The 24,935-nt window shown below is 63.0% G+C and carries 25 protein-coding genes and 1 pseudogene; 13 read left to right on the top strand and 13 right to left on the bottom strand.

Annotated elements, in window-relative coordinates; genetic code table 11:
- Positions 1-13: 13 nt before the first annotated feature.
- The 6 genes and pseudogenes from ACWCOO_RS07055 to ACWCOO_RS07030 all read left to right on the top strand — a co-directional run bounded on the left by ACWCOO_RS07055 (position 14) and on the right by ACWCOO_RS07030 (position 4,615).
- The gene (locus ACWCOO_RS07055) at positions 14-1,297 is read left to right on the top strand and encodes an MFS transporter (protein WP_446830293.1); all 1,284 of its coding nucleotides are present in this window, start codon (positions 14-16) and stop codon (positions 1,295-1,297) included.
- Positions 1,298-1,316: 19 nt separating this feature from the next.
- Positions 1,317-2,069: an SDR family NAD(P)-dependent oxidoreductase gene (locus ACWCOO_RS07050; RefSeq protein ID WP_446830292.1), complete on the top strand. Its 753-nt coding sequence runs from the start codon at positions 1,317-1,319 to the stop codon at positions 2,067-2,069.
- A 132-nt stretch (positions 2,070-2,201) separates the two neighbouring features.
- Positions 2,202-2,507, top strand: a pseudogene (gene rplU / locus ACWCOO_RS07045) (50S ribosomal protein L21); the annotation flags it as partial.
- Positions 2,508-2,840: 333 nt separating this feature from the next.
- Positions 2,841-3,110: a 50S ribosomal protein L27 gene (rpmA, locus tag ACWCOO_RS07040; RefSeq protein ID WP_446830291.1), complete on the top strand. Its 270-nt coding sequence runs from the start codon at positions 2,841-2,843 to the stop codon at positions 3,108-3,110.
- 153 nt (positions 3,111-3,263) lie between these two features.
- Positions 3,264-4,298 carry an Obg family GTPase CgtA gene (cgtA, locus tag ACWCOO_RS07035; RefSeq protein ID WP_446830290.1) on the top strand — a complete coding sequence of 345 codons (1,035 nt, stop codon included), beginning with the start codon at positions 3,264-3,266 and terminating at the stop codon, positions 4,296-4,298.
- Positions 4,295-4,615, top strand: coding sequence for a heavy metal-binding domain-containing protein (locus ACWCOO_RS07030; RefSeq protein ID WP_446830289.1), 321 nt, complete (start codon positions 4,295-4,297; stop codon positions 4,613-4,615). The genes cgtA and ACWCOO_RS07030 overlap by 4 nt, the downstream gene beginning before the upstream one ends.
- A 49-nt stretch (positions 4,616-4,664) precedes the next feature.
- Here the strand turns inward: ACWCOO_RS07030 and rpsT are convergent, their stop codons facing one another.
- Positions 4,665-4,934 (bottom strand): 30S ribosomal protein S20, encoded by a 270-nt coding sequence (rpsT, locus tag ACWCOO_RS07025; protein WP_446830288.1) that lies wholly within the window; start codon positions 4,932-4,934, stop codon positions 4,665-4,667.
- Positions 4,935-4,958: 24 nt separating this feature from the next.
- Between rpsT and ACWCOO_RS07020 the strand changes: the two genes are divergently transcribed.
- Both ACWCOO_RS07020 and ACWCOO_RS07015 read left to right on the top strand, forming a co-directional pair.
- Positions 4,959-6,287: an MFS transporter gene (locus tag ACWCOO_RS07020; protein ID WP_446830287.1), complete on the top strand. Its 1,329-nt coding sequence runs from the start codon at positions 4,959-4,961 to the stop codon at positions 6,285-6,287.
- Positions 6,288-6,374: 87 nt separating this feature from the next.
- Entirely contained in the window at positions 6,375-6,902 is a 528-nt protein-coding gene (locus ACWCOO_RS07015; protein WP_446830286.1) for a virulence RhuM family protein, read from the top strand.
- Here ACWCOO_RS07015 and ACWCOO_RS07010 read toward each other — a convergent pair.
- The 3 genes from ACWCOO_RS07010 to ACWCOO_RS07000 all read right to left on the bottom strand — a co-directional run bounded on the left by ACWCOO_RS07010 (position 6,809) and on the right by ACWCOO_RS07000 (position 8,014).
- Positions 6,809-7,114, bottom strand: a complete 306-nt coding sequence (locus ACWCOO_RS07010) for a HigA family addiction module antitoxin (protein WP_446830285.1) — start codon at positions 7,112-7,114, stop codon at positions 6,809-6,811. The genes ACWCOO_RS07015 and ACWCOO_RS07010 overlap by 94 nt on opposite strands.
- A 14-nt stretch (positions 7,115-7,128) precedes the next feature.
- The gene (locus ACWCOO_RS07005) at positions 7,129-7,410 is read right to left on the bottom strand and encodes a type II toxin-antitoxin system RelE/ParE family toxin (RefSeq protein WP_446830284.1); all 282 of its coding nucleotides are present in this window, start codon (positions 7,408-7,410) and stop codon (positions 7,129-7,131) included.
- Positions 7,411-7,522: 112 nt separating this feature from the next.
- Positions 7,523-8,014, bottom strand: a complete 492-nt coding sequence (locus ACWCOO_RS07000) for a hypothetical protein (protein WP_446830283.1) — start codon at positions 8,012-8,014, stop codon at positions 7,523-7,525.
- Positions 8,015-8,069: 55 nt separating this feature from the next.
- Between ACWCOO_RS07000 and ACWCOO_RS06995 the strand changes: the two genes are divergently transcribed.
- Entirely contained in the window at positions 8,070-9,041 is a 972-nt protein-coding gene (locus tag ACWCOO_RS06995; protein ID WP_446830282.1) for a quinone oxidoreductase family protein, read from the top strand.
- 88 nt (positions 9,042-9,129) lie between these two features.
- Here ACWCOO_RS06995 and ACWCOO_RS06990 read toward each other — a convergent pair whose 3' ends face one another.
- The 5 genes from ACWCOO_RS06990 to ACWCOO_RS06970 all read right to left on the bottom strand — a co-directional run bounded on the left by ACWCOO_RS06990 (position 9,130) and on the right by ACWCOO_RS06970 (position 16,569).
- Complete coding sequence (locus ACWCOO_RS06990) at positions 9,130-10,464, bottom strand: peroxiredoxin family protein (RefSeq protein WP_446830281.1); 1,335 nt, start codon at positions 10,462-10,464, stop codon at positions 9,130-9,132.
- Between the two features lie 33 nt (positions 10,465-10,497).
- Positions 10,498-11,772 (bottom strand): thioredoxin domain-containing protein, encoded by a 1,275-nt coding sequence (locus ACWCOO_RS06985; RefSeq protein ID WP_446830280.1) that lies wholly within the window; start codon positions 11,770-11,772, stop codon positions 10,498-10,500.
- A gap of 47 nt (positions 11,773-11,819) precedes the next feature.
- Positions 11,820-14,519 (bottom strand): TonB-dependent receptor domain-containing protein, encoded by a 2,700-nt coding sequence (locus tag ACWCOO_RS06980; RefSeq protein WP_446830279.1) that lies wholly within the window; start codon positions 14,517-14,519, stop codon positions 11,820-11,822.
- A gap of 183 nt (positions 14,520-14,702) precedes the next feature.
- Positions 14,703-15,698: a zinc-dependent alcohol dehydrogenase family protein gene (locus ACWCOO_RS06975; protein WP_446830278.1), complete on the bottom strand. Its 996-nt coding sequence runs from the start codon at positions 15,696-15,698 to the stop codon at positions 14,703-14,705.
- Entirely contained in the window at positions 15,679-16,569 is an 891-nt protein-coding gene (locus ACWCOO_RS06970) for a flavin reductase (protein ID WP_446830277.1), read from the bottom strand. The genes ACWCOO_RS06975 and ACWCOO_RS06970 overlap by 20 nt, the downstream gene beginning before the upstream one ends.
- A gap of 91 nt (positions 16,570-16,660) precedes the next feature.
- On the opposite strand from ACWCOO_RS06970, the gene murJ reads away from it, so the two are divergent.
- The 4 genes from murJ to lspA all read left to right on the top strand — a co-directional run bounded on the left by murJ (position 16,661) and on the right by lspA (position 22,619).
- Positions 16,661-18,247: a murein biosynthesis integral membrane protein MurJ gene (murJ, locus tag ACWCOO_RS06965; protein ID WP_446830276.1), complete on the top strand. Its 1,587-nt coding sequence runs from the start codon at positions 16,661-16,663 to the stop codon at positions 18,245-18,247.
- A 169-nt stretch (positions 18,248-18,416) separates the two neighbouring features.
- A complete protein-coding gene (locus ACWCOO_RS06960; protein ID WP_446830275.1) occupies positions 18,417-19,325 on the top strand; it encodes a bifunctional riboflavin kinase/FAD synthetase in 909 nt (302 codons plus the stop codon).
- A 28-nt stretch (positions 19,326-19,353) separates the two neighbouring features.
- Positions 19,354-22,131, top strand: coding sequence for an isoleucine--tRNA ligase (ileS, locus tag ACWCOO_RS06955; protein WP_446830274.1), 2,778 nt, complete (start codon positions 19,354-19,356; stop codon positions 22,129-22,131).
- Positions 22,122-22,619: a signal peptidase II gene (lspA, locus tag ACWCOO_RS06950; RefSeq protein ID WP_446830273.1), complete on the top strand. Its 498-nt coding sequence runs from the start codon at positions 22,122-22,124 to the stop codon at positions 22,617-22,619. Before ileS ends, lspA begins: the two co-directional genes overlap by 10 nt.
- 21 nt (positions 22,620-22,640) lie before the next feature.
- On the opposite strand, the gene ACWCOO_RS06945 is transcribed toward lspA, so the two are convergent.
- Genes ACWCOO_RS06945 through ACWCOO_RS06930 form a run of 4 tightly spaced genes read right to left on the bottom strand, consistent with a single transcriptional unit; the run spans position 22,641 to position 24,919 of the window.
- Positions 22,641-23,126, bottom strand: coding sequence for a type IV pilin protein (locus tag ACWCOO_RS06945; RefSeq protein ID WP_446830272.1), 486 nt, complete (start codon positions 23,124-23,126; stop codon positions 22,641-22,643).
- Positions 23,123-23,656, bottom strand: a complete 534-nt coding sequence (locus tag ACWCOO_RS06940) for a hypothetical protein (RefSeq protein ID WP_446830271.1) — start codon at positions 23,654-23,656, stop codon at positions 23,123-23,125. The genes ACWCOO_RS06945 and ACWCOO_RS06940 overlap by 4 nt, the downstream gene beginning before the upstream one ends.
- Positions 23,646-24,557 (bottom strand): PilW family protein, encoded by a 912-nt coding sequence (locus tag ACWCOO_RS06935; RefSeq protein WP_446830270.1) that lies wholly within the window; start codon positions 24,555-24,557, stop codon positions 23,646-23,648. The genes ACWCOO_RS06940 and ACWCOO_RS06935 overlap by 11 nt, the downstream gene beginning before the upstream one ends.
- Positions 24,554-24,919: a type IV pilus modification PilV family protein gene (locus tag ACWCOO_RS06930; RefSeq protein ID WP_446830269.1), complete on the bottom strand. Its 366-nt coding sequence runs from the start codon at positions 24,917-24,919 to the stop codon at positions 24,554-24,556. The genes ACWCOO_RS06935 and ACWCOO_RS06930 overlap by 4 nt, the downstream gene beginning before the upstream one ends.
- Positions 24,920-24,935: the final 16 nt, after the last annotated feature.

Here is a 24,935-nt window from a genome sequence, read left to right as displayed (position 1 = left end):
TTTGATTGACGGCATGAAGATACCCAACCTGCGGTGGATCATTGTGATACTCGTGGCGGTTGCGACCGTGATCAACTACGTGGATCGCAATGCGCTTGCCCTTATGTGGCCGGAGATTTCGAAGGACCTGGGCATGGACAAGGACGACTATGCACTGATAGTGAATTGCTTCATGGTCGGCTATGCCATCGGCCAGTCGCTGTTCGGCAAGATTTTCGACAGGATAGGAACCCGGCTCGCCTTTGTGCTGGCGATTGTGGTGTGGTCCGTTTCGATCATGCTGCATGCGCTTGCGCGCGGTGTGGTGAGTTTCGGGCTGGTGCGCTTCAGCCTGGGAGTGAGCGAGGCGGGCAATTGGCCCGGGGCCACCAAGTGCAATGCCGAGTGGTTTCCGATCAAGGAACGTGCTCTGGCTCAGGGCATATTCAATTCCGGAGCGTCTATCGGCTCGATCATCTCCCCGTTTGTCATCCTGGTCTTGTTCCTCCAGTTCGGCTGGGTAGGCACTTTCGTGGCCGTGGGCGCTTTGGGACTGCTGTGGGTGATTCCCTGGCTGCTCCTCTACAAGGCGCCGCCCGAACGCCATCCCTGGCTTTCCGAAGAAGAGCGCCAATACATTCTTTCGGGCCAGAAGATGCAGGGGGCTGGGCAGGCAGACGATAAGGAGCAGGCGGCTCCCGGCTGGCTGGAAATGTTGCGCTACAGGCAGAGCTGGTCCGTCATCGCGTCACGGTTCTTTCTTGATCCGATCTGGTGGCTGTTCGTGACTTGGCTGCCCATTTATCTGGCGGAAGTCTTCGGTTTCGATATCAAGCAGATCGCCCTGTTCGCCTGGTTGCCATACGTAGGCGCAGCGGCAGGCGCACTGTTCGGCGGCTGGCTGGCGAGCGCCATGATCCGCAAGGGCTGGACAGTGAACCGCACCCGCAAGTTCACCATCACCTTCGGCGGCGCCTTGATGTTGCCGGCTCTGATCGCCACGGCCTTCGCGGCCACGCCGCTGTCAGCCGTGCTGTTGATTTCGGTCATCCTGTTCGGTTTCCAGATCGCGATCGGCAACATACAGACCTTGCCCAGCGATTTCTTTTCCGACCAGTCGGTGGGCTCGCTTGCCGGCGTCGGGGGCACCGCGGCAGTCGTGGGGGTAGTGGTCATGAACTGGCTTGTCCCGGCCCTGAGCGCGACCTCGTATGTGCCGGTGTTCATACTGGGCGCGCTGCTGGTGCCGCTTGCCGTGCTCTCCGTGTGGGTGTTCGGCGGGCGGATCGGCCCGCTCGCCTCCAAGCATTCGAATTAGCGCTGGGAGAAAACGTGTAATGGACTTGAAAGGAAAAGTTGCCATCGTGGCTGGAGGTTCCCGAGATATCGGGCGGGCGATTTCCGAAACGCTTGCCGCGCGCGGCGCGCAAGTGGCGGTGAACTACCGCGGCAGCCGCAAAGCTGGCGAGGCCACGGCAAGGCGGATCACCGAAGCGGGCGGCGCCGCGGTCGCGTTGCCCGGCGACATGACCCGGCGGAAGGATGTGGAAAGCCTCGTAAGCCGCACCTGTGAAGCTTTCGGCGATTCCATTGATGTGCTGGTGAATGTAGTGGGGGGTCTGGTTGCCCGCAAGCCGCTGGCGGACATGACCGAGGACTTTCTGGAGGGCGTGCTGAGGCTCAACGTGACCAGCGCCTTTTTGACCACTCAAGCTGTGGTTCCGCACATGAACTCCGGCGCATCGGTCATCAATCTGGCCTCCCAGGCTGGTCGCGACGGAGGCGGCGCCGGTGCGTCCGCCTACGCGACTGCCAAGGGCGCGGTCATGTCGCTTACGCGCGCCTTCGCCAAGGAACTGGGGCCGCGCAACATCCGCGTAAACTGTGTTTGCCCCGGAATGATTGCCACGTCGTTTCACGACACCTTCACCACCGACGCCGTGCGCGCGAATGTTGCGGGGAACACGCCCCTGGGGCGCGAAGGGACATCCGAGGAAGTGGCGGAACTGGTAGCGTTTCTGGCGTCCTCGAAGGCCAGCTTCATGACCGGCGCAAGCGTGGACATCAACGGCGGTCTGGTGTTTTCATAACGCCTTGGCCGGAACACCAACCGTTCGCCTCTCCGCGCCGGGCGCCGGGCGCAAACGCCTCGCACAGCAAGCGTATTTGGCCCATTACGGATATAATCGCGCCCCGGCCGGTCAAGGCCATGGAGAATGCAGATGTTTGCGGTGATCAGCACCGGTGGCAAGCAGTATCGGGTTAGCGAAGGTCAGCGGCTTCGGGTGGAGCGGCTGAGCGCCGATGTGGGCGCCGAACTGCGCTTTGACGCCATGCTTGTTGGCGGCGAGGAGGGCAAGGAAACCCGGATCGGCACTGCCGGCAATCCGGTCGGTCAGGTGCGCGCGACGGTTTGCGAGCATGGAAGGGGACGCAAGATCGAAGTGATCAAGTTCAAGCGGCGCAAGGATTATCGTCGTACGCTGGGGCACCGCCAGCATTTCACGATGCTTGAGATAGGCGGGATAGAACCGGTTGTGAAGCCCGACGCCAAGTCGGCGGCGGTTGAGAAGGCTACGGGCAAGGGAGCGCCGGCCAAGAAGGCGGCGGCTGAGAAGGCTGCTGACCAGGAAGCTGCGGCGAAAGCCCCAGCCAAGAAGGCGGCAGCCAAAGCCCCTGCCAATAAGGCGGTCAAGAAGACGCCGGCCAAGAAAGAGGCGGCGAAGGCTCCGGCCAAGAAGACGACAGCGAAGGCTCCGGCAAGGAAAGCTGCAGCGAAAGCCCCGGCCAAGAAGAAGACGGCAGCCAAGGCACCCGCGAAAAAGGCGGCAGCAAGCAAGACAAGCAAGGAGAGTTGACGAATGGCGCATAAAAAAGCTGCAGGCAGCTCCCGCAACGGGCGCGATTCCGAATCCAAACGGCTGGGAATCAAGAAGTATGGTGGCCAGCAGGTGCTGGCGGGCAACATCCTCGTGCGCCAGCGCGGGACTGCCTTCCACGCCGGCGACAATGTCGGCCTGGGGCGCGATCACACGCTGTTCGCGACCGCCTCCGGCGTCGTAAAGTACGAGCGTAAAGGGCCGGCAAACCGCCGCTTCGTGTCGGTCGTTCCTTCCGGCACAGCGCACTAGCAGCCTTTGGCGAAACCCCGCGTCGCGCCGCAGCGGTTCAGGCGCGCGGCGGGCAGGACGCAGGGAGTGCGCATATCGAGGCTATGCAAGCGACGGACAACGCAGTCCAGCCGTCGTGGTAATTTCACTCGTCACTGCCCAGGGTAGCCAGGCATGCGGTTCTCCGACGAAGCAATGATTCGCGTTCGTGCCGGCGACGGCGGCGACGGCTGTGTGAGTTTCCGCAGAGAAAAATACGTGCCCCGCGGCGGTCCCGATGGCGGTGACGGCGGCGACGGTGGCGACGTGACGCTGGTCGTGGCGCCCGGAGTCAATACGCTGGCCGACTTTCGCGCCCGCAAGGAGTTTCGGGCCGGACACGGCAAGGGCGGGGCGGGGCGGGAGCGAAGCGGCGCGGCCGGCGCCGATCTTGAGATTCCGGTGCCTGCCGGCACCCGAGTTACCGAGGCGGACACTCGCGAAGTGCTAGGCGAACTGAGCACCGCACAACCTGAATTGTTGGTCGCGCGTGGTGGTCGAGGAGGACGAGGAAATGTCCGATTCAAGTCGAGCGTCAATCGCGCGCCGCGCCAGTACACGCCGGGTACGCGGGGAGAAGCCCGCCGACTAGCACTGGAATTGACGCTGCTTGCAGATGTGGGACTTCTGGGACTGCCGAATGCAGGCAAATCCACACTGCTGAGGGCGGTTTCCGAAGCGCGTCCCAAGGTCGCCGACTACCCCTTTACCACGCTGCATCCGCAACTGGGCGTGGTGGCCGTGGGCCCCATGCAGAGCTTCGTGATGGCCGACATTCCAGGTCTGCTGCCCGGCGCGGCGGCCGGTGTCGGCCTTGGCTCTCGTTTTCTCAGGCACTTGCGCCGCACCCGGTTGCTGCTGCACCTGGTTGATCTATCGGACCCCGAAGGCGGCGCGGCAAACGTGGAAACGCTGGCAGAGTCGGTCGCCGAGATCGGCAATGAGTTGCAGGCTTTCGACGCCGCGTTGGCGCGCCTCGAACGTTGGCTGGTATTGAACAAGGCGGACCTCGTGTCGGTTGAGGAAGCGGCCGAACTCGGCGAGCGGCTGTCTCGCCATCTGGATTGGCAGGCGCCGGCGTTCACGATTTCGGCCCTCACCGGGCGCGGGACGGCGGCGCTGGCAACCGCCGTCATGCAGAGACTAGAAAGAAAGGAGATGCAAAAATGATTATCACCACCACGCCAACTGTTGAAGGCAAGACAATCCGCGAGTATCGGGGCGTCGTGACCGGCGAAGCGATAGCGGGCGCCAACATCGTCAAGGACATATTGGCAGGAGTCCGCGACATTGTGGGTGGGCGCTCGGCCGCATACGAAAAGGAGTTGCGGCGCACTCGCGAGACCGCGCTGGCCGAAATGTCGGAGGAGGCGTGCAGCAAAGGCGCCGACGCCGTGGTCGGCGTCGATCTCGATTATGAGGTGATGGGCAGGGGCAACAGCATGCTCATGGTAGCCGTCAGCGGCACTGCCGTGAGGCTGCGTTAGACAGTACATTGGGCGGCCGGGCGCGGCCGGCCCAGACGCTGTGCCGCGCCTAGTCGGGGGAGAGGGCTTTGAGGCGCTTGTTGAGGCGGCTCTTGTGGCGGGCGGCCTTGTTGGCGTGAATAACGCCTTTGCCGACCATCGCGTCGATGATGGGAGTGGCCTTGCGATAGGCCGCTGCCGCCTTCTCCGCGTCTCCTGCATCCAGAGCGCGCACGGTTCCGGCGATAGCCGAGCGCAGCTTAGAGCGCATCGGCATGTTGCGGGAGCGGCGCTTTACGGCTTGACGCGCGCGCTTGGCGGCTTGTGCTGAATTGGCCATGGGCGCGCATTGTGGCGGAGCCTCATGGGGCTGTCAATACGACGTGCCGCCCCGCTGCACGATTGCGCCCGGTCGTTGCCGCCTGTTATCGTGCCGCAGTCCGAGATTTCGCCGAGGCCGGCTATTCGTTCCGAACTTCTGAATCGCAACCTGGCGATCCTGGTGCTGGCGCAGGCAGCCGCGGTTACAGGCACGGTTGCCGTGGTGACCATAGGTGGCATTGTCGGCCGCGAACTGGCTCACAACCCGGCGCTGGCCACCTTGCCGATTTCGTTGTTGATCGTCGGCACGGCGCTATGCACCGTGCTGGCTTCCTGGACCATGGCCCGCATCGGTCGCGCCCGCGGTTTGGCGCTCGGCGCGGGTGTCGGAGCGCTCGGCACACTGCTCGCCATCGCGGCCATCTCTACCCATAGCTTCGCGCTCTACTGCACCGCCACCGTGATGGTTGGCTGTGCGGCGGCCTTCTCGCTGCAGTACCGGTTTGCCGCAATGGAAAGCGTGAGTTTGGCCTCGGCTCCAAAGGCCGTGTCGGTGGTGCTGGCAGGGGCCATGATCGGGGCTATTCTTGGCCCCGGTCTTGTATCGCAAGGCGAATCCTGGATTCCTGGCCTGCCGTTTGGCGGCGCGTTTGCCGCCATCGCCGGCTGTTATGTCATCGCCGGCGCCGCTCTCCTGGGCTTGCGCTCAACATCGGTGTCAATTGAGAACAATGCAGACGAGCGTGTTCGCCCGCTGCGCGCGATTGCGGGCGGGCGCCTGTTCATCGCGGCAGTGATTGGGGCTGCGATCGGGCAGGGCGTGATGTCGTTCGTCATGACCGCCGCCCCGCTGGCGATGCATGTGGTGGATGAGTATTCGCTGCAGGTAACTGCAAACATCGTCCAGAGTCACGTCCTTGCCATGTATCTTCCGTCGCTGGTGTCCGGCTACCTTATCGCGCGCTACGGCGTGGGTCGGATCATGCAGGTGGGCGCGGTGCTGCTGGGCGCTACCCTCGTCGCCGGGCTGGCGGGCAGGCACATTCTCCACTACGGGGCGGCAATGGTGCTACTCGGGGTCGGCTGGAACTTCCTTTACGTGGGCGGCACGGCGTTGCTGGTGCGCACATACCGTCCCGGCGAGCGCTTCCAAGTCCAGGCGCTAAACGATTTCGCCGTTTTCGGCACCGCAGCCGTGGGTTCGCTGAGCGCCGGGGTGGTGATGCAGGCGCTAGGCTGGAACGCGGTGCTTTATGCTTCCCTGCTGCCCATCCTGCTGGCCTCGGCCGCTATCGTATGGGCCAAACCAGACCGAAGCGCCGCGTCGGCGGCACACGGAGGAACACGCGGAGACCTTGGCCGCCGCGCCTGATTCCTGCACCTCCAACAGCCTTGACCGGCGCCGCAAAACAAACTAATTCTCCATTGCCACAGCCCACGGAAAACCGACCGGGCACGAATGGTCGTCTATGACAGCCCTTACGGCGAGGTGCGTGTCGATGTGCGCCTTGAGCAGGTGACGGTCTGGCTTTCGCAGCGCGATATGGAAACCGTATTCGGAACGAGGCCTCAGAACATCGTGATGCATTTGCGCCACGTGTTCTCCAGCGGAGAACTGGAGGCGGAGGCAACTAGTAAAGATTTCTTACTAGTTCAAACCGAGGGAAACGGGCGGGTGCGCCGCCGGATGAAGCACTACAATCTCGACGCCATCATATCGGTTGGCTACCGCGTCAATTCCAAACGCGGCGTGCGATTTCGCCAATGGGCCACGCGCACCCTTCGCGAGCATCTGGTGCGCGGCTTCACGGCAAACGAGCGAAGACTGGCCGAGCGCGGCGCTTGCCGAGAGCGCACCGCAGCCTGCCACGGCATTCGGCAACTGGTTTTCTCTCAGCCGGTGGCGTGCAGACCCGTACTCGCATCCAAGGTCGGAAGTCGGGCTATTTCGGCGCCACTCTTGCGCTCCGCGAGTCGCAGTTCGTAGAGTTTCTGAAGGTTAAGCCAGAACTCCCCCGAGGTCCCGAAAAAGCGCCCCAGGCGCAACGCCGTGTCGCCGGTCACCGCCCGGCGGCCGTTCAGAATCTGCGTGACGCGATTCACCGGCACCTCAATCCGCCGCGCAAGCTCCGCTGCGCTCATGCCGAGTGCGTCGAGATCGTCGCGCAGAGTCTCGCCAGGATGGATGGGTTCGCGCATGTTATGCCTCCTCATCAATGGTAGTCCACTATCTGCACCTCGGTCGGCCCCGGGCTGCCTTCGGGCCACTTGAAGCAGATCCGCCATTGGTCGTTGATGCGGATGCTCCACTGTCCCTTGCGCTGGCCCTTAAGTGCTTCCAGGCGGTTGCCCGGCCGAGCGAGGTCGCCAAGTCGGGTGGCCGCGTCCAATTGGTCCAGCTTGCGCGAGGCAGTCCGGGCAAAGCCGGAGAAAGCTGCCACTCGGCGCCCCCGGTAGAACGCTTCAGTCTTCCTGTCGTAGAAGCCGAAGATCACGAAAGGTTCCTGTAGTGCACCGATCTCGCAAACGCCATCCTAGACGATTCTTCCGCTTTACGTCAAGCGTAATGCCCGGCGCAGCCGCCGACTATCATCATCGGTGCATAGGTCATTTAAGTTCGCTGCGTCCCCAGTGGCGCACGGGATCGGTTTCCTTCCTTCGGATCGGGTCCAACTTCTCGCGCATCCGATCCAGATCGAAAAACTCCCGGTACATTCCGTCGACCTCGACGAGTATTTTGGTCAAACCCCTCTGGAACAGCCAGATCTTGCGCTCCAATTCTTTGTAGAACTTCTTTAGCGCCTCGTTCGGTGGAAGCTCGACCTCGACGCGCCTTCGAAGCTCGTAGCTCGCCTGCATCCGCGCCCAGTGGCCGGCGATATCCCAGCCGATGTGTTGAAGCGCCAACGCCAATTTCGCTGACAAGCCTGCCTTGCTGTTCAGCAGACGCGAAAACCTGGCGCGCCCGCAGCGCAGACACTTCGCTGTTTCAGTCACGTTCCAGTCCCAATGATCCTTGCTCTGACAGATGAATTCGCCCAGATGCGGTGGGTTCCACATCGGCCATACTCTTTCGTTCGCCATACTGTTCCTGATCATAGTTCCTATCCGCGTTGGCCGAGCAGGTTCGCTGGCGCCGGGATAGAATTTGGATATGACACATGCGATTCAGGTGGATCGGGCCGGCGGGCCGGAAGTTATGGAGTGGCGCGCCGTGCAGGTGGGCGCTCCGGGGCCGGGGCAGGTGTTGCTGCGCAATCGGGCCATCGGCTTCAATTTCATCGACATCTACTTCCGCACCGGCGTCTACCCGCTGGAGTATCCCAGTGGTTTGGGTTCGGAAGGCGCCGGCGATGTGTTGGCGGTAGGGGAGGGGGTCGAAGGCATAGCCGCGGGAGATCGTGTGGCTTACTGCACCCCTCCGGTCGGCTCGTATGCCGAGGAAAGAATCTATCCGGTTGATCGCATCGTTCGGTTGCCGGACAGCATCAGCTACGAGCAGGCGGCTTCGATGATGCTCAAGGGGCTGACCAGTTGGTATTTACTGCATCACAGCTATCCGGTGCAGCCTGGCGACCCGGTGCTCTTGTATGCGGCAGCCGGGGGCGTGGGGCAGATTGCGGCACAGTGGGCGGCGGCATTGGGGGCGCGTGTTATCGGCGTGGTGGGCAGCAGTGCCAAGGTCGATATTGCGCGCAAGGCCGGCTGCGCCGAGGTCGTGCTGGGCGACGATCCCGATTTTGTGGCCCGGGTGCGGGAACTAAGCGGCGGTGGCGTTGCTGCGGTTTACGACTCGCTGGGCAAGGATTCCTTCTACCAGTCGCTGGATTGTTTGCGCCGCCGCGGCACCATGGTGACCTTTGGCAACGCAACGGGCGTGGTGGAGCCGTTCGCGCCGATGGAGCTTGCGCGCCGCGGCTCGCTCAAGCTGACGCGGCCCGTGCTGTTCGATTTCGTGGTGACTGCGGAGCAACTGAGAAACGCCGCGGCTGTGCTCTTCGATCAGGTCGGCTCGGGAGTGCTGTCAATCGCCATTGGTCAGCGCTATCCCTTGCGGGAAGCAGCCCAGGCGCATACTGACGCGGCGGCGCGGCGCACTACCGGTTCCACCATACTGCTTCCCTGACCTGAGAGCCGCGGTCTGGAAGACCAGCGGAATCCCGAATCCTGGCGCGGGCAAGCTAAAGCCGCGCCCCAAGTATGAACAGTGGCCCTCAGGCTTCGACTTCGGGCGCCTTGAGCGGCAGAGCTTCGATTACCGCCGTGTCCCGCGTTTCGGTCTGGTCGTCCGCTTCCATATCGGAGGCTTGTTCCCGCTGGCGCTGCTGCAGATCCCATAGCAGCGTGTTGACCGACGTGATCACTTCCGCATGCCGCTTTTGGGCGTAGCGGATTACGCCGGTTTCGTCGAGGATGTAGATGGAGGGCCAACCCGTGACGTTCCATTCCTTGGCAATGGGGCCTTCGGTGCCCACTTCCCCGTGGCCGTCCCACCATACGCGGTAATCCAGCCCCTCGTCTTCCTTGGCTTCGAGAATGGTCTCGATTTCCTCATCGCTGTTGACGCCCAGAATCACTACGGGATCGTCCTTGTACAGCTCCAGCATGAAGCGCTTGTAGGGATACTCGGTTCGGCACGGCCCGCACCATTGGCCGCTGAAATAGATGACCACGATGTTGTCGCGGTAGTCGTTCAGGGCGAATTGCACCCCGTCGAGATCGTTGCCGATGATGTTCGGGGCGGTTCGCCCGGGCAGCAGATTTTGCACCTGGAAGCGGTTGCGTTCGATCATTTCCGCAGCGTCAGGATGCTGGGCGGCGACATCCTCGAAATAGTCCGCAACCCGCGCTGTTTGTTCGTCCGTGAGGCGGCCCATCTGCAGGCGGTTGCCGAATCGCCACAAGTGAATCCCTGCTTCCGACTCAAAGTCCGCGAGTGTGGCGGGCATGGTCAGCAACAGATCCAGAGACCGCAGCAAAACGTCGAGGTCCGCATCGGAGAAAGTCTCGCCGCCGGGGTCGATATCGCTTACCTGAGAAAACCATCTGTATGCCGCCAGGTTGAACGGCATTCCCCGCTCATTGGCCTTTGCGTAAAACCCTTCGAGCAGTTCACGGCGCTGTTGAATGATCTGCCGATGGTCCGGGTGCTTGTCGGCAAGCTCGTCCAGGTAGGCGTAGACTTTCTCGCTCTGCTCCGGCGTGAGCTCCGGCATGGCCAGACGCCTAACCAGGCTATGCATATACACAGGCGCCTCGCGCTCGAAATCCGCCAGCGTTTCTTCGGCCTCCATGCGTTCCCGGAGGGTTGTCAGCAGCGCGTCAAGGTCGGCGTCGGCCAGCGTTTCGCCGCTGTATGGCGCCATGTCGCCGAACCAGAGTTGCCGAGCAGCTACCGGCAGCTCCATCGCATCTGCATCCGCCTGGGGCCGCTCAGCCGCCGGTATCGCGGTCTCTTGCCCGGCGTTCCAGGGCCCCCACTGGGCTACTGCAAAACCAGCAGCGAAAGTCACAATGGCTACAATCGCGGTCCAGCGAAACTTCTGCATATCGGCCCCCTTGCGCCGGCCCTCAAACACCCATCAGGTTTGGCGCGTCTCCAATAGTTCCAGCATCCTGCGCGTGTTGTCCTGTAATTCCTGAATGGCCGCTCGGATATCCGGGGAATCGGCGGGCCCACGCTCCAGCCACAGCTCCTCGCGCCGCTGGTGCCGGGCGCGGATCATCTCTGCCGCGGTGTCGCCGTCGCCGTTTCGTTGTTCCGGGTTCATTCCGTAATTGAGCAGCGTTTCCACCAGGGGGTAGTAGCCATACATGGCAGCGAGGTGCAGTGCATTCATCCCCTGCCCGTCGGTCTGCGCCGGGTCCATTCCGCTGTCGAGGAACTGGCCTAGCAGCAGAGGGTCTTCGAAAAACAGCACTGCCCGCGGCAAGTAGTATTTCGAGTCGCTTGCCTGCGCCGGATTGGCGCCGGACTCCAGCAAGGCTAGGGCGCATTGCGCATCGCTTTTTCTCACGCCGGCCATCAATGCCAGCCACAGGGGGCTGGCGCCGTCCGCATCGGGCCGGTTGGCCAGCTCGGGATCGGTTTCCACCGCCGCCAGAAAATCCTCGCAGCGTCCGATCCCCATGAGATCGTGCAGGCCGATGTCCGGACCGCGCGAAAGGATCAGCGCGATCAGCGCCTCCTGGCGCACGCTCGGACGCTTGATCGCCGCCGACAACGGCGTGCGGCCGTCGGCAAAGGGTTGGGTCAGCAGATCGGCGCGGTGCGGAAGCATGGCCTCGATATCGTCCAGTTCGCGCGAGAGTATGAAGTGCTCGCGGTATTCGTCCTGGCTCAGCAATTCCAGGCGCGTATCCAGCATATCGCTGCCTTCCACCATTGCGGCGAGATACTTGACATAGATTTCGCGCCGTTGCGCCCCGGAGATCCGGTCTTCCTCGCGGCCTTCGTTGAAGAAGATCACGGTGGGGACGCCATTAACATTGAGCTGGCGGTAGATGTTGGGCGACTCGTCGATGTCGAGTTTCACCACCTTGGCCTTGCCGTCCATTTGCGCGGCCAGTTCGTCCACGATCGGGTCCACCTCCTTGCAGGGCGCACACCAGGTGGCGGTGAAGTCCACCAGCACCGGTAAGGCCGATTCGAACACTTCCTCGAGGAAGGTGTCATCGTTCACGTATGCGGCGCTGCCCGACTCGGCTTCGGTCGCTACGGAGCCGCCGGTGCTCTCGGTGTCAGCAACCTCGCAGCCGGACACGGCAAGCAGCGCCAGGCCGAGCGCCAATCCGGATAGCGCATCGGCTCGGACAGTCGCTCCAGCCCGCACCGGCCCACGGACAGGCTTACGCAAAGTTCTGTGTACAAGCATCATGCAGCGGACAAACGGCTCATGCTGGCCTACCACGTAAACTCCTTGGCCACGTCCAACACCACCACCCGCCGGCGGAAATCAACGCGCGAGGAATCCACGCCCTGGAAGTTGTCCACAAACGGAAAGTCCTTGTCGAAAACGTTGTCCACGCCCAGCGTAAACCGCCACCCGGCGTCGTACAAGTGGTATGTGGCCTGAACGTCCACGGTCGTGTAACTGCTCACATCGCGGCGCAAGGCTAGCTCGTCGGTGTTCTCGTAGTTGGAAGAGTGCGTGATCGTTACGCCCGCCTGCCAGTTCCGCCAATCCCAGTCCAGATACATGTTGCCGCGCAGTTTCGGCGGCCCCAGGTGGGTGCCCTGCCGCTCCAGCGTTTCCACGCCCGGAGCCGCTGTTTCCTCCTGCGTGAAGTTGCGGGTCAGCAGCATCCCGGCAACGAAGTCGCCGTAGCGCGTCCCGAAGCTCATGCTGGCCTTCACATCCAAGGACTCGTTCAGCACTCCTGACAGGTTGCCGTCCTGGTTCGAAAGCAGAGTGAGTATCCCTTCCTCGTTGCGTTCCACCAATCCCGGGAACAAGCTCGCGTTCTCCAGCGCAAAGGTTCCGGGATAGCCCAGGGCGCTCCAGAGGCTGCCGATTTTGTTGGTGAAGTCGGTTCGGTTGAAGGTGGCGGACAAGGTAAGCCCCGGTATGCCCGGCGGCGACACGTCGAAGCCGAAGCTCAGGTTGTCCGACACCTGCGGTTCCAGGTTCGGATTTCCGCCCAGCCCAACGGTCGGATACACCGGCACGAAGGGGCCGCCGTTGGAATCCGGATTGAGCGGATCGAAAATCGCGAAGAACGGTGGTGTAAACGGCGGGTTGAGAAAATCGGGAGGGTTGAACAGCGACTGCAGGGTGGGAGCCTGAAACGACTCGTTCCATGTCCCACGAATTTTCAGGTAGTCCACGGGATACCAGACAATGCCGACCAGCGGCACGAAATCGCTGAACGTGCGCTCGCGGTTCGGGCTCAAGGGGCCGTCGAACGGACCTTCAATCTTGTACCTGTCGTAGCGGCCATTCAGGTTTAGATTGAGTTGCTGCAGGCCGGGCCGGTCGCGCGCAATCGGGATGGAAATTTCCGCATACCAGGCGGTATTGTCGGATTCGGGCACGATGTCGGGTGCGTCCGGGAAGAAAAATGTAAACGGGTTGAGTCCGAAGTCCTCGAAATCGAGCGTGTCGGTGCGCATCTCGCCGCCTAGGGCGACCCGCAGCTCGCCGGCCGGAAGTTCGAGTATTGCGCCGTCGAAGTTCAGCGAAGAAATACGTTGTGTCTCGGAACGGTTGCCGCGGTCGTCGTCCTCCTGAAACTGTTGCAGGTCATCCAGTTGCAAGGTGCCGTCGCCGAAGGGGTTGAAAGCTGTGGCGGGGTCCGGACTGGCGAGCGCTGCCTGGAATTCGTCCGAGCGCGATAGAAGTGTATTGAAGTAGGTGTTGTATATCGCGTTCTTGCCGCGGCTGTGGCTCAAGCGTGCCTGCCAGTCCCGAATCGGCAGATCCCAGGTCAGGCTGGTCGTCACGTCGTATCGGTCCGATTCCGTGAAGCGGATAAAGGGACGCAGTTTCCCGTCGGCGATTTCGCGCTCCAGGCTGTAGGCGACGTAAACCGGTACGCCCAAGGTGTTGTAGTAATTGCTGGTGGGCACAACGCCGCTTATGGACTGTCCAAAGGATTCCTGCGAGTCATCCTGTTCGCTGTAGAGGGCGCTGATGCCGATCGTCAGGCCGCTTGCAAGTTCCTGGGAAAAGTTCATGTAGCCCGCCAGGTGATCGCCCGAGGGCGTCGCCTCGCTGTTGCTCAGCAGCGATGTCCCGCTCGGCACCAGGTTGAAGTTGCCGGATTGGGTTTGCCATTCCTCATTGGAGACATAGAGAATTTCGTCCAAATTGATGTTGGAGCCGTCGCCAGGTGGCAGCAGGGCGACCCGGGTTCCGGCAGGTGCGTTGGCCGGGAAGCTGCCAAACCGCAACAGCAGCGGAGGCTGCGCGTAATTTACGGGGAAACGCCTACCTCCCTGCTCGCGGTAATCGCCGTCGGTGTCGATGCCGGCGTCGGCTGCCAGAACCGCGTCTTCACCGCGAAATTCCCCCGTCAGCATGAACGACCCGGTGTCCCAAGTCAGTCCCAAAGTCTGCTCCACTATCCTGCGGTGTCCCTCGGAGCTGCTGCTTTCGTAACGCACTGAGGTCTCCGCGCCCTGGTAGTCCTTCATCAGGATGAAGTTGATTACGCCGCCTACGGCGTCCGAGCCATACACGGCACTGGCCCCGTCCGTGAGCACTTCAACGCGATCAATGGCGCCGAAGGGTATCGTCGAGATGTCGGTGAACGTGCCGGATTCTGCGGGAGACGCCGCGATTCGGAAGCCATTGACCAAGACTAGTGTCGAGCCCTCTCCCAAGCCTCGGAGATTGGCCGTAACCAGGCCTTGCGCGAAGCGGGGCGACTGGGCGTCAAAGCTGCCGCCGGCGGTTATTGTGGAGTAGTTCTGCGGGATATAGCGAACGATGTCCTCGATGTCCCGCAAGCCGCGCCGGTCGATTTCCTCGCGCGTGAGCACGAGTACGGGCGAAGCGCTGACGCCGCCACGCAGCCGGCTGCCGGTAACGACCTGCGGCGCAAGTTCAACCGGTTCTTCCGCGTCGGCTCCGTCCGCATCCTGCGCCTGAACCGGCGGCATAACCGTGAATAATAGAAAGCTGGCGGCAAAGCCAACCGAACGAGTTGTGTGTTTGCGCATGGCAGTGCTCCCGGGAGCGGCCTTGTGCAGTTTTGCGCTCCCCCTACGCATTATGATACTCCGTGTCCAAGCTCGCGAAGGTACTCTGCGGTTTTGCGGCGGCTCCAGCGCGCAGTTGCTCGCTCAGCCGTTGGGGCGAACTATGATCTTGCCATCGCGCGCGGTGCCGGTGCGGGCGGCGTGGGCGAAGGCTTCGCGCCATTCGTCGAGGGTGTAGCGGGCAGCGATCTTCGCTTCCAGGCGGCCATCGGTGGCCATCCGGGCGATCTCCTCCTGGAGTTCTTCGATTTGCGCCGGGGTGCGATTGGCGAAACAGCGCGTTGTGGACATGCCGCACAACCGGATGTCATGCAGGAACATCTGCCAGAAGTCGATCTGGCAGGGCGTGTCGGTGAGGGTTCCGTAATTGACGATTTGCCCGCCGTCGGCCAGGCAGTCCGCCATGCGCATGACCGCCTCGCCGGCAATCGCGTCGATACCGAGGCGAATCTCGGCGCCGCCGGTGGCCTCGCGGATGCGTTCTGGCAGGTCGGGGCCATCGAGGATTACGACGTCGGCGCCCAAGGCCACGAGTTCGGCGCGGACTTCCGGTCGGCGCACCACATTCACCGTTCGTATTCCGCGTTGCGCCGCCAGCACGATGAGGTAGCGCCCGACGTTGGAATTGGCGGCGTCCTGCAGCACCCAGTCGCCCTTGGCGAGTTCTGCGAAGTCCTCGAGCAGGGTCCAGGCCGTGGCGCCGTTGATGTTCGAAAGCACCAGTTGTTCGGGGTCTCCGGCGGGCGCGCGCCGCATACCCAGACCGTCGATGGGCACGCGCACATATTCGGAAAAGGTCCCGCAGCCCAGCGGAAGAAAAACGCGCTCGCCGGGTTCGTAATCGGTGTTCGCGCCAGTTGCCACGACCGTGCCCACGCCTTCGAAACCCGGGGTAACCGGCAGCGGGCGCCGCAGCGCGTCAATGCCTTGCACCAGCTTGATATCGGCAATATGCATCGCGCTGGCTTCGGTTTGCACGATTACCTCGCGCGGGCCGGGAGCGCCCAGTTCGACTTCTTCGAGCCGCACCACGTCGGCGGGCTCGCCGTTGCGGTCGAACCTAAGCCGGCGTGTCCGCATCGGTGCGATATCTTTGCAGCAGTTCCTCGCTCATCCCGAATTCGCGCGCCAGTCCCTCGAACAGCGGACCGGTCACCGTTTCTTCGCCGCGGTCGCGCAGCGCCGCTTCCACCTGACCGCTGACCATCTTGCGCAGCATTTTTGGCACTGACTCAAGCATTTTCGTCGCTTCCGCGTCCCATTCCATTGCGTCCGCCGGCTCGGTCTCTTCCGCTTCGTCCGTTTCCACCGCCGGCACATCGACTTCGGGCGGGTCGCCCAGCACGTGCATAACCACATCGTGGGTAGAGGTATGGAAATAGTCCTTGCGCTTCTCGTCGCCCAGCCCCACCGGCAAATTCATGGCCGGCAGGCGTTCGGCGCGGGGCAGGGCAGCCAGTCCCTTGTCCATCACTATGGCCTCGATCCTGCCGATCACGTGAAGCTGAGTGCGGTCGAGTTCGTAAATCTTATCGACCGTGCATTCGAGGATTTGCGGGCACTCGGCAATGCTCGGCGGCTTGACCTTGCGCGACGGAATCATGGTGTAGCCCGTGTAATCCAGTTCGTTGGCGCCCTCGGGATAGAAGCGGCCGGTCTCCATCATGTCTTCCAACGTGTCGTACTTGGGACAGTTGACGACGAATTCCCCCGTCTCCTTGATGTTATTGAAGGTGTGAGCGGTGTTGCGGCCGCCCAGCATGATGCGCGGATTCTTGTGCATCACGTCGTATTGCATGATGTGCGAATAGGCTCCGGCGTTCACGCGACCGTGCTTGTCGAGCGTGGTGACGATGGTGATGAGCTTGGGAAAGATGAAGTAATCCGAATACCAGAACGGCCGAATACGTACCTCTTCCTTCTCCGGAATATTGCTTGCTTGCACGTCCATGCGTCGGGAGTATAACTCTCCTCCCGCTGGGCAGTATTTCCGCGATAGCTCTTTCGGGCCGGGGGCGAGCGTCGTTAAACTGCCGGCTGGGATGGACGACATCAAGAAAAAGGGACTACTGGGGTCCTGGTCGCTGGTCGCGGGACTGACCACGGTATCGCGCGTTCTCGGCCTGGCGCGCGAGATTGCGTTCGCGCGGTTCGTGGGCGCCGGCGTGGTGATGGATGCGTTTATCGTCGCTTTCCGGATTCCAAGTCTGTTTCGGCATTTCTTCGCCGAGGGGGCGCTGTCGCAGAGCTTCGTGCCGGTTTATTCGGAGCGTATGGAGGCCGGAGACGACAAGGAAGAGTTGCGGGATCTGCTGAGCCGTGTCATGGGCACGCTGGGCGCGGTCGTAGCCCTGGTGTCGGTCATTGGCGTGATATTTGCGCCGCTCTTCGTCTGGCTGTGCGCCCCGGGTTTCGCGCTGCAAGGCGGAGAATCCTACGAACTGGCGGTAACGATGCTGCGCCGTACCTTTCCGTACCTGTTTTTCATTTCGATCACGGCGATGCTGGCCGCTGTGCTGAACGCGCACCGCAAGTTCGCGGCCGCGGCCTTCACACCGGTGCTGATGAATGTCAGCCTGATTGCGGCGGCCAGCCTTTATGCAATGCAGTCGAAACCGCAGGCCGCTGTGCTGGGTTGGGGCGTATTCGCCGCGGGTTTGGCGCAAATGGCGTTCCTGCTGTTCTTTGCCCGCTCCACTTGCGGCTCGTTTTGGCCGCAATGGGGTTGGCGCGACTCGAAAGTGCGGCGCATCCTTACCTTGATGGTGCCCGTCATCATCGGTTCGTCGGCGGCTCAGGTGGGCGTGGTGCTGGACACGATTCTTGCCAGTTTTCTCGGATCCGGGAGCATCAGTTGGCTCAATTTTTCCCAACGCCTGATGGAATTTCCACTCGGAGTGTTCGGGGTTGCCCTGGCTACGGTGGCGCTGCCCAAGCTGTCGCGCCTGCACGCGGCCGGCGAACGGGACGAGTACCTGGCGTCAACGGGGTGGGCGATTCGCTCGGGTCTGGCCATTTCGCTGCCCTGTGCCGCCGGGTTGTTCATCCTGGCGGAGCCGATCATGGCAACCCTGTTCCTGGGCGGAAAGTTCAACCTGCTGGACGTCGAAATGGCAGCCGTGAGCCTCAAGGCCTATGCAGTGGGATTGCCAGGACTGATCGGTATCAAGACCCTGGTGCCTTCTTTCTTTGCGCGCCAGGACATGAAAACGCCCGTGCGGGTGGCGATTCTGGCGCTGGCCTGCAAATTTGCGGTAACGCTGCCGGCGCTCTGGTACTGGCTGAGCCAGGGCATGCATGCGCCGCACGCGGTGCTGGCGGCAGGCACTGCCTTGGCGGCCAGCATCAACGCGGCTGCTCTCTGGCTGTTGTTCGTGAGGCAGGATCCTGAGGGCAAGCGGGGGGCAATGTTCAGGCCGCTGTTGCGCATTGGCGTTTCCGTGGCCACTATCTGCCTGCTGCTGGTCGAGTTCGCTCCGGACGCGGCGCGCTGGTCCGAAGTCTCGACGGCCGTTCGCGGTCTGTGGATGCTGGCCTGTGTGGGCGGCGCGGCGCTGGCTTATTTCACGTGCCTGTTTGTGACCGGCCACCGCTGGCGCGACACGGACGGTGGGCTTCAGCGCGGGTAGATGTTGTGGCGCTTTCGGGATTTCAGGGCCCAAGCCGCGGCTCATATAATCTCCATATCGGAGGATAATTCCTCCACCGACGGTTGGTTGCTTTCCCGGAGGAACCAATCCCGCGCCCACCCAGACCTCAGCCCAGCAAGCGATGCTCCTATTTCGCCGTATCTCCAGCTTGCCAAATTCGCTGAACCAGGGAAGTGTCGTGACGGTGGGCGGTTACGACGGCATGCACCTGGGGCATCTGGACATCCTGCGGCGCGTCTGCAAGGCCGCCGCCGAGCGCAAGCTGGCCGCCATCGTGTTCAGTTTCGAGCCTTCGCCCAAGGAGCACCTGGCGCAGGGTGAACCTCCGGCCCGCTTGATGACCCTGCGCGAGAAATTTGCGGCCTTGGAAATCGCCGGGATCGACGCCTTCTACTGCCCGCCGTTCGATGAGAGGATGCGGCGGTTGGCGCCTGACGTCTTCATGGCGGATGTGCTCGCGAAACGCCTGCATGCCAAGTATGTAGTGCAGGGTCCTAATTTCCGCTTCGGTTACATGCGCCGCGGAGATATCAGCACCCTGCGGGAGGGCGGGGCCAAGCACGGGTTCGGCGTGGAAGTGGCGCGTCCCTTCCGGTTGGACAGCCGCCGCGTATCCAGTTCGTGGGTGCGTGAGGCCCTGGCGAATGGCGACATGCGGCTCGCCGGCAGGCTATTGGGGCGGCCCTATTGCATGGGGGGGCGCGTGGTTCCGGGGTTGAATATCGGCGGCGCCCAACTGGGTTATCCGACGGCAAACATTCGGCTTGAGCGGCGCGTCAGCCCGTTGGACGGCATCTTTGCAGTGCGTGTGCATGGCCCGGCCGCGGAACCGTTGCCGGGAGTTGCGAGCATTGGCCGCCGGCCAACCGTGGGCGGTACGGAAAAGATACTCGAAGTCCATATCTTCGATTTCAGCGGCGATTTGTATGGCCGGTTTCTGGACGTGGAACCGGTGGCCAAGCTGCGCGATGAAGTGCGCTTCGAGAATCTGGACGCACTGCGCGCACAGATGGACCGCGATGCAAGCGCCGCGCGGGAACTCTTGCGCGCCGCCTAGCGTTTGCCCACACTGCCGCTCTATTGTCATGGCCAACTATCGCGACACCCTGAACCTGCCGCGCACTGCATTTCCGATGCGCGCCAATCTTGCGCGTCGCGAACCGGAAATGCTGGCGGAATGGGAGCGCGAGGGGCGTTACGCGAAGATTCGCGCACACACCGCGGGGCGCAGGAAGTTCGTGCTGCTCGATGGCCCGCCGTATGCCAACGGGTCGATTCACATCGGCCACGCCTACAACAAGGTGCTGAAGGACATCATCGTGAAGTCCAGGATCCTCGATGGTTACGATGCCCCCTACGTTCCCGGGTGGGATTGCCATGGACTGCCAATCGAAGTGCGCGTGGAAAAGGAGCTTGGCCAACCGGCCGCGGCGCTGGACGGCGCCCGGTTCCGGGAGGCGTGCCGCCGATATGCCGCGGGACAGATTGATGACCAGCGCAAGGACTTTCGCCGGCTCGGTGTGCTTGGCGACTGGGACCGTCCGTATCTCACCATGGCGGCGCGCTACGAAGCCAACCAGATTCGCGCCTTCGCCGAGATTTTCGCCCGCGGCCATGTGTATCGCGGCCAGAAGCCGGTGCACTGGTGCCTGGATTGCGGGTCGGCGCTGGCAGAAGCGGAGGTCGAGTACGAAACCAAGACCTCGATTGCCGTGGATGTGCGCTTTCGCGTCGAGGACTCCGCTGACTTTTATGCGCGAATAGAGGGCGTGCAGGACAGTGACGCACCCACCTGTGTGCCGATCTGGACCACCACGCCGTGGACTCTGCCCGCCAACCAGGCCGTCGCGCTCAGCGACAGCTTCGATTATGTCTTGCTGGAGGCGCGCATCGGCGAGCGCCCCGAACGCCTCGTGGTGGCGAAAGCCCTGGCTCCGGAGGTGCTCAAGCGCTATGGGGCGCAAGGCGAACCACGGGAACTGGCTGTGCTGAGGGGGGCTCATTTGGCCGGTGTGGCGCTGAGGCATCCCTTTATTGACCGCCTCGTACCGATACTGGCCGCTGGCCACGTCACGCTGGAGGCCGGCACCGGTGCGGTGCATACCGCGCCCGCGCATGGGCTGGACGATTTCGAGTTATGCCGCCGTGCCGGGCTTCCGCTGGACAATCCGCTGGCCGCCAATGGCCATTTTCTGGAAGGTACCGAGTTGGTGGGTGGTTTGCACGTGGAGGAGGCCGAGCGGCGTATTCCGGCTATTCTGGAGAGCCGGGGCATGCTTTTGTGCCAGGAAGACTACCCGCACAGCTATCCGCACTGCTGGCGGCACCATCGCCCGCTGCTGTTCAATTCCACGCCGCAGTGGTTCGTGGGCCTGGATCGCGCCGGCCTCCGGCAAGCGGCGCAGCATGCCATTCAGGACGTGGACTGGCACCCGGGCTGGGCCGAGCAACGGATCGCGGGAATGGTGGAAACGCGCCCGGACTGGTGCATTTCCCGCAGCCGCGCCTGGGGCGTTCCCCTGCCTTTGCTGGTGGATCGCGCAACTGGCGAGCCACATCCTGAATCGGCCTCCCTGATGCACAAGATCGCCGAGCGCATGGACGAAACGGGTATTGAAGCCTGGTTTGAGCTCGACCCCGCGGAGTTGTTGGGGGCCGAGGCGGAGCGGTACGAAAAGGTTACCGACGTGATGGATGTCTGGATGGATTCCGGGCTCGTGCATTCTTGCGTAGGCGGTGAGCACCCGGAACTCGACAGTCCGGCCGACTTGTACGTGGAAGGCTCGGATCAACATCGCGGCTGGTTTCAGTCTTCGCTGCTCACCGCGGTGGCAATCGGCGGCCAGGCTCCTTACCGCGCCGTTCTGACCCACGGTTTTGCCGTGGACGAGCAGGGACGCAAGCAGTCCAAGTCGCTGGGCAATGTGGTGGATCCGCGCGAGGTGGTGGACAAGCTCGGCGCCGATGTGCTGCGCTTGTGGGTGTTGACCACCGATTACCGCCGCGAGATGAGCATCTCAACCGATGTCCTGCGGCGCGTGTCCGATGCCTACCGGCGCCTGCGCAACACAGCGCGCTTCCTGCTTGGCAATTTGCATGACTTCGATGCCGAGCGGCATACCGTCGCGCCCGAGCAGGCCGTGGATCTCGACCTCTGGGCCCTGCGGCGGACCCGCGCGCTCGACCAGGCGGTCTGGAAGCACTACCGCAACTACGAGTTCCACTCGATTTTTCAGGTAGTGCACAACTTCTGCGTGGTCGATCTGGGCAATTTCTACCTGGATGTGATCAAGGATCGCCTCTACACGATGCCGGCGAATAGCCATGGCCGGCGGTCGGCCCAAACCACGCTCTGGCACTTGGCCGAATGCCTGGTGCGCTGGCTGGCGCCGGTGCTGAGCTTTACCGCCGAGGAATGCTGGCGCGCGATGCCGGGCGAACGCGCCGCGTCGGTGTTCATGTCGGAGCCGCACGAACTGCCGGAGTTGCCGGATTGCCGCGCCAATTGGGACATCTTGCGGGAGGTTCGTTCGCGCGTCCTGGGCGTTGTGGAGGATGCTCGGCAGGCCGGCCTGGTGGGTTCGTCGCTGGAAGCCGAGCTGCTGGTGACAGCGGACGCGGCTACGCTGAAGGCATTGCGGCAGCTTGGAGACGAGTTGCGCTTCGTGTTCATTTCGGCTGCCGTGGAGCTCAAGGAAGGCAACGCGGAACAGGCGCCGGAGTGCCGGCCCAGCCCGCATTCGAAGTGTGAGCGCTGCTGGCATCGCGTTACCGTCAGACCCGCAGACGATCCTCGTCACGGCTTATGTGATCGCTGCGTTACGAACCTTGATGGCGCGGGTGAGGTGCGCCTATGGGCTTGAGAACACCCCGCTTCGGCTGGCTGATGGCTATCGCCGCTGTGCTTGCATGCTTGGATCAGGGCGTGAAATGGCTGGTTGCCGCACGCCTGGTGGAACTCGAACGCATCCCCGTGCTGCCGTTCTTCGATCTCGTGCGCTGGCACAATACCGGCGCGGCTTTCGGCCTTTTCTCCAGTGCCTCAGGCTGGCAAAACGCCATGTTCCTGGTTTTGGGCCTGGTTATTCTGGCGCTGATCGTCCTTATGTTGCGCAACGCTTCGGCGCACGGCGACTGGTTTTGGGCAGTCGGTCTTGCGTTGATGGCGGGCGGCGCGGGCGGCAACCTCATTGACAGGGTAGCGCGCGGCTACGTGCTGGATTTCATGTCGCTGCACTACAACGACTGGCACTTTCCAGCCTTCAACGTGGCGGATTCCAGCATCACCGTCGGCGTGATCCTGGTGCTGGTAAGCGCATTGTTTTCCGGCCGCGGCAAATCGACCGCCTGACGACGGATTCCGCTTCGCAAGTCAAGGCCAGCAAGCCGCGCTGCTGTCTTCACCAGCGGCGGATTCGGCCGTGCGCAGACCGGTGGAATCAAGCGTGAAGATCCGGCATTGCGCGTCGTCTGCTTGGGCTCCGGGTCGCTGGGCGATGGCGTGCGCCTCGTAGCCTAGTGCGGGGTCGCCGTTTAGGGCGCGCAGCTCAAGTGTGTAATGGCCGCGTTCCGTTGCCGTGATTCCGAGACCCGCCGGGGACATTGCCGCCAGTTCGCCGGGCCCCGCATAGCGTCCATTCTCAAGGTAGTAACGCTCTTGGAGGACGGCAATTCGCATCAGCGCGTCGGTGGCGTCCAGCCGCCGGCTGCGCTCCGCCTGGCGGTTCCAGAGCGGCACGGCGGCAGTCATCAACACGGCCAGAATCGCCAGCACTAGCAGCAATTCGGTGAGACTGAATCCGCACAGACGCACGATTTCCCGCCGCTGGCAGCTCGCAGGGCCCTCCCGCAACGTCATTCCGCCCCCTCTCGCCAATAGCGCCGTATCGGCGGGCTGCTTGCGTCAGGCGGACAATTTTCGCTGCTGGCGCAGACCCGAACTTCATCGGGCAGCGGCTCGTTCGTCTGTCCCGGGGCGAGTACCAGGAAACCGAGGACTGCGGAAGCGCTTGCATGACGCCCGGCTTCGGCGGTCGATGCAACTTCGAAGTGCAGGGCGCGCTCCGGTCCCGCACCGCTGGCCAAAGCTTCGGGGACAGGCGTGGATTCCACGTAACGAACAGTCCAATCGACGCATCGCGATGGCGTTCGGCAGTAGCGGCCGGAATCTACGGCACGCAGGCTGAAACTTGCGGTCGACAGCGCCCTTGCGATGCCCGTATCGGCCAGCCGTACGGCCATGCCGTAATCGCGGGCGTTGCGCAGTTGCGCCCATTGCAGCGCCGTGTCTCCTTTTCCGGTCGCAACCAACAATGACAAGGTGGCCAGCGTCATCAGCACCGCCGCCATGACGACGCCGCTTTCGCGCGTTTTCGGGTTACTGCGCATTGGCAACCACCGTGCTGCCGGTCACCAGTAAGCGGCGTCTTCCGTCGTTGTAGCTCCGGGGCGAACGGCCGGCGTATGCGTATGTTCCTGGATCCCGGTAGCCCGTTTCCCGCTCTTCGCTTTGCAGCAGCAGCCAGAAATGCACGGCCACTACGCGCTCACCGGGCGCCGGAGGTTGGTTGGGATCGACCGAACGATCGGCAATTCCATCCGCATCCGCATCCAGGGCCAGGCGGATCTGCAGGTCCTCGACGCCGGCAAGAATTTCCTGGTCCCGGATCAGGCCGCCGCCACCGAGAGTCTTGCGCCGCAGTGAGGGAATCTCCGGGTTACGACTCGATTCCGCCGCCACATACCAGGCGTGTACGCGCAGGTCACGCAGCTCCGTAAGGCCGGTCAGCGTCGGCGCCGCACTTGCCGAAAAGATCACTGCATCGCGTCTTGACGAGACAATCTGCACCTTGCGCGCGTCCGAGTTCGAAACGGCGAGGCTGGCGCGGCGTATTTCCAGCACGTCCGTGCCGACCTGGCGCCGGTTTCGGAACGGAGGGCAGGGCATGATCCAGTCGTCGTTGACCGCCGCCACGTAGTTGCCAGGCCGCAGCGCCCAATCGGTAGCGCTGTTGGCGCCGCAGCGCGCTGCGGCACCCGCGCTGCGGCGCACGGCATTCGGATCGGCATGCAGCCCCCAGAACCCCGCCAGACGAATATCGGCGCGCAGCAAGTCCAGCGCGAAGCGCGCCCGTTCTTCGAGCTGGTGCAGGTTATCCGCGGCCCGGGCAGCCAGGCGCAGTTGCTGAGACGAAGCGAACATGCCCAGCAGAAGGATGCTCGAAACACCCAGCGCCACCAGTAGTTCCGCGAGGCTGCTGCCCTGTTCGCTGCGGTGCGCGCGTTTCATTGGCCGATCCATATCGTCAGCCGGGCCGATTCATCTGCGCCCAGAGGCCAGTCAAGCTGCAGGCGGTAGGCAGGCGGTGTGCCGCCCAGCGCCGTTATGGTGCATTGGAGTCCGGCAAGAAGTTGCGCTGCGCTTGCCCGCCACTCCTGGAAATGACCGCCGCCGGCCGCCTGCGGATCGGCCTGGATACGCGCGGCGAGGTCCTGCGCCAGCATCGCGGCCACGAAGTGCGTGTGCGCGGCGCGGGCTTCGCGCAAGCGTTCGACGCTCAGCGCCCCCGCGCCGAGCAGTCCGAAGCTGAACAGTGCCACTGCCAGGAGGCACTCGGCGAGACTGAAGCCCTGCGTGTGAAACGCCGGCATGTTGCGCCGGATTGCG

Origin of the sequence: Candidatus Foliamicus sp., assembly GCF_965221325.1 — a bacterium.
Classification (GTDB): Bacteria; Pseudomonadota; Gammaproteobacteria; order Steroidobacterales; family Foliamicaceae; genus Foliamicus.
Note: the sequence above shows the minus strand (reverse complement) of the source record. Positions and strands in the feature narration are given on the sequence as shown.

Excerpts from the sequence above, each read along its gene's own strand:
- ACWCOO_RS07055 (WP_446830293.1), top strand. The coding sequence starts at position 14 with ATGAAGATACCCAACCTGCGGTGGATCATTGTGATACTCGTGGCGGTT.
- ACWCOO_RS07050 (WP_446830292.1), top strand. The coding sequence starts at position 1,317 with ATGGACTTGAAAGGAAAAGTTGCCATCGTGGCTGGAGGTTCCCGAGAT.
- rpmA (WP_446830291.1), top strand. The coding sequence starts at position 2,841 with ATGGCGCATAAAAAAGCTGCAGGCAGCTCCCGCAACGGGCGCGATTCC.
- cgtA (WP_446830290.1), top strand. The coding sequence starts at position 3,264 with ATGCGGTTCTCCGACGAAGCAATGATTCGCGTTCGTGCCGGCGACGGC.
- ACWCOO_RS07030 (WP_446830289.1), top strand. The coding sequence starts at position 4,295 with ATGATTATCACCACCACGCCAACTGTTGAAGGCAAGACAATCCGCGAG.
- rpsT (WP_446830288.1), bottom strand. The coding sequence starts at position 4,934 with ATGGCCAATTCAGCACAAGCCGCCAAGCGCGCGCGTCAAGCCGTAAAG.
- ACWCOO_RS07020 (WP_446830287.1), top strand. The coding sequence starts at position 4,959 with ATGGGGCTGTCAATACGACGTGCCGCCCCGCTGCACGATTGCGCCCGG.
- ACWCOO_RS07015 (WP_446830286.1), top strand. The coding sequence starts at position 6,375 with ATGGTCGTCTATGACAGCCCTTACGGCGAGGTGCGTGTCGATGTGCGC.
- ACWCOO_RS07010 (WP_446830285.1), bottom strand. The coding sequence starts at position 7,114 with ATGCGCGAACCCATCCATCCTGGCGAGACTCTGCGCGACGATCTCGAC.
- ACWCOO_RS07000 (WP_446830283.1), bottom strand. The coding sequence starts at position 8,014 with ATGATCAGGAACAGTATGGCGAACGAAAGAGTATGGCCGATGTGGAAC.
- ACWCOO_RS06995 (WP_446830282.1), top strand. The coding sequence starts at position 8,070 with ATGACACATGCGATTCAGGTGGATCGGGCCGGCGGGCCGGAAGTTATG.
- ACWCOO_RS06990 (WP_446830281.1), bottom strand. The coding sequence starts at position 10,464 with ATGCAGAAGTTTCGCTGGACCGCGATTGTAGCCATTGTGACTTTCGCT.
- ACWCOO_RS06980 (WP_446830279.1), bottom strand. The coding sequence starts at position 14,519 with ATGCCGCCGGTTCAGGCGCAGGATGCGGACGGAGCCGACGCGGAAGAA.
- ACWCOO_RS06975 (WP_446830278.1), bottom strand. The coding sequence starts at position 15,698 with ATGCGGACACGCCGGCTTAGGTTCGACCGCAACGGCGAGCCCGCCGAC.
- ACWCOO_RS06970 (WP_446830277.1), bottom strand. The coding sequence starts at position 16,569 with ATGGACGTGCAAGCAAGCAATATTCCGGAGAAGGAAGAGGTACGTATT.
- murJ (WP_446830276.1), top strand. The coding sequence starts at position 16,661 with ATGGACGACATCAAGAAAAAGGGACTACTGGGGTCCTGGTCGCTGGTC.
- ileS (WP_446830274.1), top strand. The coding sequence starts at position 19,354 with ATGGCCAACTATCGCGACACCCTGAACCTGCCGCGCACTGCATTTCCG.
- lspA (WP_446830273.1), top strand. The coding sequence starts at position 22,122 with ATGGGCTTGAGAACACCCCGCTTCGGCTGGCTGATGGCTATCGCCGCT.
- ACWCOO_RS06945 (WP_446830272.1), bottom strand. The coding sequence starts at position 23,126 with ATGACGTTGCGGGAGGGCCCTGCGAGCTGCCAGCGGCGGGAAATCGTG.
- ACWCOO_RS06940 (WP_446830271.1), bottom strand. The coding sequence starts at position 23,656 with ATGCGCAGTAACCCGAAAACGCGCGAAAGCGGCGTCGTCATGGCGGCG.
- ACWCOO_RS06935 (WP_446830270.1), bottom strand. The coding sequence starts at position 24,557 with ATGAAACGCGCGCACCGCAGCGAACAGGGCAGCAGCCTCGCGGAACTA.
- ACWCOO_RS06930 (WP_446830269.1), bottom strand. The coding sequence starts at position 24,919 with ATGCCGGCGTTTCACACGCAGGGCTTCAGTCTCGCCGAGTGCCTCCTG.